7 protein-coding genes are annotated in these 6,112 nt (G+C 60.7%); 5 read left to right on the top strand and 2 right to left on the bottom strand.

All coding sequences use genetic code 11. The features are described 5' to 3' along the window. Positions 1 to 317 precede the first annotated feature (317 nt). The 5 genes from groES to ABNU55_RS11405 all read left to right on the top strand — a co-directional run bounded on the left by groES (position 318) and on the right by ABNU55_RS11405 (position 4,120). On the top strand, positions 318 to 605 hold the full coding sequence (gene groES, locus ABNU55_RS11425; RefSeq protein ID WP_290752023.1) for a co-chaperone GroES: 288 nt from the start codon (positions 318 to 320) through the stop codon (positions 603 to 605). A 57-nt stretch (positions 606 to 662) separates the two neighbouring features. Beyond that, the gene (gene groL, locus ABNU55_RS11420) at positions 663 to 2,318 is read left to right on the top strand and encodes a chaperonin GroEL (RefSeq protein ID WP_290752021.1); all 1,656 of its coding nucleotides are present in this window, start codon (positions 663 to 665) and stop codon (positions 2,316 to 2,318) included. A 136-nt stretch (positions 2,319 to 2,454) separates the two neighbouring features. Continuing rightward, positions 2,455 to 3,159, top strand: coding sequence for a CoA transferase subunit A (locus tag ABNU55_RS11415; protein WP_290752019.1), 705 nt, complete (start codon positions 2,455 to 2,457; stop codon positions 3,157 to 3,159). Next, the gene (locus tag ABNU55_RS11410) at positions 3,159 to 3,788 is read left to right on the top strand and encodes a CoA transferase subunit B (protein ID WP_290752016.1); all 630 of its coding nucleotides are present in this window, start codon (positions 3,159 to 3,161) and stop codon (positions 3,786 to 3,788) included. Before ABNU55_RS11415 ends, ABNU55_RS11410 begins: the two co-directional genes overlap by 1 nt. After that, positions 3,785 to 4,120 (top strand): zinc ribbon domain-containing protein YjdM, encoded by a 336-nt coding sequence (locus tag ABNU55_RS11405; RefSeq protein ID WP_290752014.1) that lies wholly within the window; start codon positions 3,785 to 3,787, stop codon positions 4,118 to 4,120. The genes ABNU55_RS11410 and ABNU55_RS11405 overlap by 4 nt, the downstream gene beginning before the upstream one ends. Before the next feature lie 39 nt (positions 4,121 to 4,159). Here ABNU55_RS11405 and ABNU55_RS11400 read toward each other — a convergent pair whose 3' ends face one another. Together ABNU55_RS11400 and ABNU55_RS11395 are read right to left on the bottom strand one after the other, a co-directional pair. After that, on the bottom strand, positions 4,160 to 4,921 hold the full coding sequence (locus ABNU55_RS11400; protein ID WP_290752010.1) for a hypothetical protein: 762 nt from the start codon (positions 4,919 to 4,921) through the stop codon (positions 4,160 to 4,162). Between the two features lie 206 nt (positions 4,922 to 5,127). After that, positions 5,128 to 6,108 (bottom strand): hypothetical protein, encoded by a 981-nt coding sequence (locus ABNU55_RS11395; protein WP_290752008.1) that lies wholly within the window; start codon positions 6,106 to 6,108, stop codon positions 5,128 to 5,130. Positions 6,109 to 6,112: the final 4 nt, after the last annotated feature.

The raw sequence follows: 6,112 nt of genomic DNA, 5'->3' as shown, positions 1-6,112 counted from the left end.
ATTACCTATAGCGTCCACCAGGGACGCGCCCGGCCCTGTCACTTCAGGGCAAGACGACCAGCGCACCGCCAGCGGGAGAGCCCGCGTGGCGATAGTGGTGTTTCCACCACCTTGCACGCCTTGCCTCGGCGCCCCAATTTTCAGGCACATGGCCGGTTGCAGTCGGCATTGGAACCATCTGCAAAATTTCACAAAACAGCTAGTTGACGTTGCTCCTGAGCGCTCCTAACTGAGCGCCGTTAGCAGTCACACCAGGTGAGTGCTAATACCACGAACACATTGCCCCGCCGGGGCGAAACTCAAAGGTAAGAGAGCAAATGAAATTCCGTCCTCTGCATGACCGCGTTCTCGTGAAACGCGTTGAAGAAGAAGCCAAAACCGCTGGCGGGATCATCATTCCGGACACCGCAAAGGAAAAGCCGCAGGAAGGCGAAATCGTCGCCGTTGGCTCCGGCGCTCGCGGTGACGACAATGAGATCATTCCGCTGGAAGTCAAAGCTGGCGACCGCGTCCTGTTCGGCAAGTGGTCGGGCACGGAAGTGAAAGTCGACGGCCAGGATCTTCTGATCATGAAGGAAAGCGACATTCTCGGCATCATCGAGTAAGCGCTCCCCTTTTTCCAACACATCATTTCGAACTGAATTTCAGGAAGGAAGACAGCTATGGCTGCCAAACACGTAAAATTCGGCGCTGATGCGCGCGAGCGGATGCTCAAAGGCGTCGACACGCTTGCAAACGCTGTAAAAGTCACCCTCGGCCCGAAAGGCCGTAACGTCGTTATCGAGAAGTCCTTCGGCGCACCGCGCACCACCAAGGACGGCGTCACCGTCGCCAAGGAAATCGAGCTTGAGGACAAGTTCGAGAATATGGGCGCACAGATGCTGCGGGAAGTGGCCTCCAAGGCAAACGATGTTGCCGGTGACGGCACCACGACCGCCACGGTCCTCGCTCAATCCATCGTTCGCGAAGGCATGAAGCGCGTTGCCGCCGGCATGAACCCGATGGACCTCAAGCGCGGCATCGACAAGGCCGTTCTCGAAGTGACCAAAGACCTCGCGCATCATTCGCGCAAGGTGAAAGAGAACTCCGAGATTTCGCAGGTCGGTTCGATTTCCGCCAATGGCGACAAGGAAATTGGCGACATGATCGCGCATGCGATGGAAAAAGTCGGCAATGAAGGCGTCATCACGGTCGAGGAAGCCAAATCCCTCGAAACCGAGCTTGAAGTCGTCGAAGGCATGCAGTTCGACCGCGGCTACCTGTCCCCTTACTTCGTGACGAACCCGGACAAGATGGCTGTCGAGCTGGAAGATCCGTACATCCTCCTGCACGAGAAGAAGCTCTCCTCGCTGCAGCCGATGCTGCCGATCCTCGAGCAGGTCGTGCAAAGCCAGCGCCCGCTTCTCATCATCGGTGAAGACGTCGATGGCGAAGCCCTTGCAACACTGGTCGTGAACAAGCTGCGCGGCGGCCTCAAGGTTGCAGCCGTGAAGGCACCTGGCTTCGGCGACCGCCGCAAGGCCATGCTGCAGGACATCGCTGTCCTCACCGGCGGCCAGGTCATCTCCGAAGACCTCGGCATCAAGCTTGAGAACATCACGCTCGACATGCTCGGTACCGCCAAGAAGGTCGAGATCGACAAGGACAACACGACCATCGTCGACGGCTCCGGCTCCAAGGACGAGATCGAAGCCCGCGTTGGCCAGATCAAGAAGCAGATCGAAGACACCTCTTCGGACTATGACAAGGAGAAGCTCCAGGAGCGCCTTGCCAAGCTCGCTGGCGGTGTTGCCGTGATCAAGGTCGGCGGCGCAACCGAAGTCGAAGTGAAAGAACGCAAGGACCGCGTCGATGACGCCCTCAGCGCTACCCGCGCTGCTGTGGAAGAAGGCGTGATCCCGGGCGGCGGTGCTTCCCTGCTCCGCGCGGCCCAGCACATCGACGTGAAGGGCGAAAACGCTGACGAGCAAGCTGGCATCGACATCGTTCGCCGCGCCCTCGAAGCGCCGATCCGTCAGATCGTCAACAATGCCGGTCTCGAAGGCTCTGTCGTCGTGGCAAACATCCTCGCCAAGGATGACCGTGCCTACGGCTTCAACGCCCAGACCGAAGAGTATGGCGACATGTACAAGATGGGCATCATCGACCCGGCAAAGGTCGTCCGTTCTGCCCTTCAGAACGCCGCATCGGTCGCAGCCCTGCTGATCACCACCGAGGCTGGCATCGCCGAAGCGCCGAAGAAAGACGGCGACGGCGGCGGCATGCCCGATATGGGTGGCATGGGCGGCATGGGTGGCATGGGCGGCATGGGCTTCTAGACCCACCCCCGTCTCACCAGACGCAAAAGGAAAGCCCGGCGCCAACGCGCCGGGCTTTTTTTCTGTTCGTCTTCCCCTCTTTCCCGGCGTAAACTCTCCCTTGAAAGCCCCCTGCCCCAGGCGTAAGCATCAGCCCATGAGCAAGATTTACGACAGCGCCGCGGCCGCCCTTGATGGCGTGCTTTTCGACGGCATGACGATCGCTGCGGGCGGCTTTGGCCTCTGCGGGATTCCAGAGCTTTCCATCGCCGCCATACGCGAGGCGGGCACCAAGGACCTCACCGTCTATTCCAACAATGCAGGCGTCGATGGCTTCGGTCTCGGCCTGCTGCTGGAAAGCAAGCAGGTGAAGAAGATGGGCTCGTCCTATGTCGGCGAGAACAAGGAATTCATGCGCCAGTATCTCGGCGGTGAGCTGGAGCTGGAATTCAACCCGCAGGGCACGCTGGCTGAACGCATGCGCGCGGGCGGCGCCGGGATTGCCGGCTTCTACACCAAGACCGGCTATGGCACCCAGATCGGCGAGGGCAAGGAAGTGAAAGTCTTCCACGGCGAGCACTATATCCTCGAAGAAGGCATCTTCGCGGACCTCGCCATCGTGAAGGCCTGGAAGGCGGACACGACTGGCAATGCCATCTTCCGCAAGACCGCCCGCAACTTCAACGAGCCGGCCGCCATGTGCGGCAAGATCTGCGTCATGGAAGTTGAAGAGATCGTCCAGCCGGGCGAACTTGACCCCAACCATATCCACCTGCCGGGCGTGTTCGTGCACCGGCTGGTACAGGGCCAGCACGAAAAGCGCATCGAACAGCGCACGACCCGCAAGAAGGAGACCGCCTGATGCCCTGGACACGTGACGATATGGCCAAGCGCGCCGCGCAGGAGCTTGAAGACGGGATGTATGTCAATCTCGGCATCGGCATTCCGACGCTGGTTGCGAACTATATCCCCGACGGCGTCTCGGTCACGCTGCAGTCTGAAAACGGCATGCTGGGCATGGGCCCCTTTCCCTATGAGGGCGAGGAAGACCCCGACCTCATCAATGCCGGCAAGCAGACCATCACTGAGCTGCCACATACCGCTTTCTTCGACAGCTCCATGAGCTTTGCGATGATCCGCGGCGGCAAGATCAACATGGCGATCCTCGGCGCGATGGAAGTCGCCGAGAATGGCGATCTCGCCAACTGGATGATCCCCGGAAAGCTGGTCAAAGGCATGGGCGGGGCGATGGACCTCGTCGCCGGCGTGGAGCGCATCGTCGTGATCACGGACCATACATCGAAGTCCGGTGAGCCGAAGCTGATCAAGGAATGCACCCTGCCGCTGACCGGCAAGGGCGTCGTCAAACGCATCATCACCGATCTTGGCGTGTTCGACGTGGTCGAGGGCGGTCTTGAGATCGTCGAACTCGCCCCCGGCGTCGAGCGGGATGAAGTCTATGAGAAAACAGCGGCGAAGGTGGTAAATTGAGCGAACTTCCCCCCTGCCCGCAATGCCAGTCCACCTTCACCTATGAAGACGGCGCGCTTCTGGTCTGCCCGGAATGCGGGCACGAATGGCCTTCTGATCCCTCCCTCGACCCCGACCACAAGGTCTGGCGCGACGCGAACGGTGTCGAACTCCAGGATGGCGATACGGTGACCGTCATAAAGGACCTAAAGGTGAAGGGCTCATCGTCGGTGGTGAAGGTCGGCACGAAGGTGAAGAATATCCGCCTTGTCGAAGGCGATCACGACATCGACTGCAAGATCGACGGGATCGGCCAGATGGGTCTCAAGACCGAGTTCGTCAAAAAGGCCTGAGCGCGGTTCGTCTATGCGGGCAACACCCCCCTGAGGCCTTCAGCCTTTGGAGCCAGGCTTCCAGTTGCCCGGCAGCGGCTGGGTGTCGGCTTCGCATTGCTCCACCGCAGAGGCTGACGGAAGCAGAATTGCCGGCATCGGCCTCACCTGCCAGCTCTCGATGGCCTCCTCGCTCAGCCAGTCGATGTTCATGCTCTTGAGCCGGTCCGGCGTGAGATAAGGTTCACCCGGCGCCAGTTCGGAAAGAACGCGCGGATCGACAAAGGTCGCACCCTCATCGAAGCTGATCGCCTCGATCGTGTTGTTCCAGTGCTTCCCCGCGCAGAGCTGACGGAAGAGCGTGATCGCGATGCGGCGCTCGACATAACAGAAGGACACCGAATTCTCCCCGACGAGAATTTCCGGCTCATCCGGCGTTCCGGGTAGAATGACCTTGTCATGCGTCGCAAGGTCCGGACCAGCCGGCTGGTCGCCCTCATCATAGACGTAAAAGGTCCCTGCCTCGCCAAAGGTTACGGTGTCGCCGCCAAGGCCGGGAAAGATGGTGAGAGGCCGGTCGACAAGGCCGCAATCGGGCAGCCCTGCCCGCTCGCGCGGACGCGCCTCATCTGACGATAAATTGCGCAGGCGCGCCTGAACCTCTGGCGCGGGCGGCCTGACGTCGATCTCCGGCAGACGCATCTGCATATGGTCGTCTTGCGGCGGAATCAGGGGGCCATAGCCAGCCATCGTGGCTGTTGCGCAGCCCACGGCCAACAGGCCGAGCGCCATAGCGAGTCTGGTTGCAGTGTTTCCGGACATGGATACGCTCCCCTTCGGCCTTGAGCTGTCGATAGAGGGCGCGCCCTACCGTACCCTTAAGTTGAAAGCGGAATTCTTTCCGCTTCGAAGAAGACAGCAAGACTGCTAGCGACAATTGCAGTGTATCTCGAGATCGAATTGGCGGTCATGTTTGCCTCCCTCTTGGCGCAGCAATCGGCTGGGCGGGCCGCCTTGAGGCAAACAGCCTAGTCACGCCCCTCCAGCACCGCAAACAGGCGGCGTTCGTCCTTGCGCAGGCGCACGGGGCCGGCTTCTTTTTCTGGCACCTCACCATGGCGCGCCATCTCGACAAGGCGGGGGTGGATGTAGGAATTGCGGGCAATGGTCGGGGTGTTTCCGAGCCGTTCGGCGGCCGCTTCGGAAATGTCCTTGATGCTGCTTGCGCCTTTACACAGCGCCTCGACAGCCGCAACGGATCCGGCCCAGGTGCGAAAATCCTTCGCCGTAAATCCCCCGTCCCCTGCCTCCCGGATAAAACGGTTCACGCGGCTTGAGCCGACATGACCATCCGGCGTGTCGAAGAGCGACTGGCCGGGAAGGCACTGGAGTTCACCAACGGCATGCGCGAGACTTTCATCACAGATCGAGACTTCCTGATCCTTGCCGCCCTTTCCCTTGAATCTGAGGCGGATCGTATCTTCGTCGGTCTGGCGGACATGGCGCTTGTAGAGCGTCGCGGCGCCGAACGTGCCATTGCGTGCATGGCGCTCCGAGCCGACACGGATCGCGCCTTTGTCGAGAAGACGGACAATGGCCGCGGTCGCGAGATCGACATGGTTTTCGGGATCCTCCAGGACGGTTTTTACCCGCTTGCGGATACGCGGCAGGGCCCGGCCAAAGGCCAGCATGTCCGAGAATTTCACCTCTTCGCAATGGGCCCGCCAGGCCTCGTGATAGCGGTATTGCGTGCGGCCCGCCTCATCCCTGCCAGTGGCCTGCAAATGACCTTTTGGCAGCGTGCAGATCCAGACATCCGCCCAGGCAGGCGGCAGGACCAGGGCTTCAGCCCGCGCCCTGTCGTCACCTTTGAGGACATCTCCCTCTTCATTGAGATAGGTGAAGCCGCGCCCATGCGGGCGGCGCGTCCAGCCGGGCTCGGAAGAGCAGACATAGACAAGCCCGGCATCTGCCGGATCGAGGTCTTCGCGGACGAGTGAAAAAGCCATGAAG

Source organism: uncultured Henriciella sp., assembly GCF_964005855.1.
In the GTDB taxonomy this organism is placed as follows: domain Bacteria; phylum Pseudomonadota; class Alphaproteobacteria; order Caulobacterales; family Hyphomonadaceae; genus Henriciella.
The sequence above is the reverse complement of the archived record's forward strand: the minus strand, read 5'-3'. Positions and strand labels throughout refer to the sequence as shown.

Coding starts and splice junctions, on each gene's coding strand:
- groES (WP_290752023.1), top strand. CDS start 318: ATGAAATTCCGTCCTCTGCATGACCGCGTTCTCGTGAAACGCGTTGAA.
- groL (WP_290752021.1), top strand. CDS start 663: ATGGCTGCCAAACACGTAAAATTCGGCGCTGATGCGCGCGAGCGGATG.
- ABNU55_RS11415 (WP_290752019.1), top strand. CDS start 2,455: ATGAGCAAGATTTACGACAGCGCCGCGGCCGCCCTTGATGGCGTGCTT.
- ABNU55_RS11410 (WP_290752016.1), top strand. CDS start 3,159: ATGCCCTGGACACGTGACGATATGGCCAAGCGCGCCGCGCAGGAGCTT.
- ABNU55_RS11400 (WP_290752010.1), bottom strand. CDS start 4,921: ATGTCCGGAAACACTGCAACCAGACTCGCTATGGCGCTCGGCCTGTTG.
- ABNU55_RS11395 (WP_290752008.1), bottom strand. CDS start 6,108: ATGGCTTTTTCACTCGTCCGCGAAGACCTCGATCCGGCAGATGCCGGG.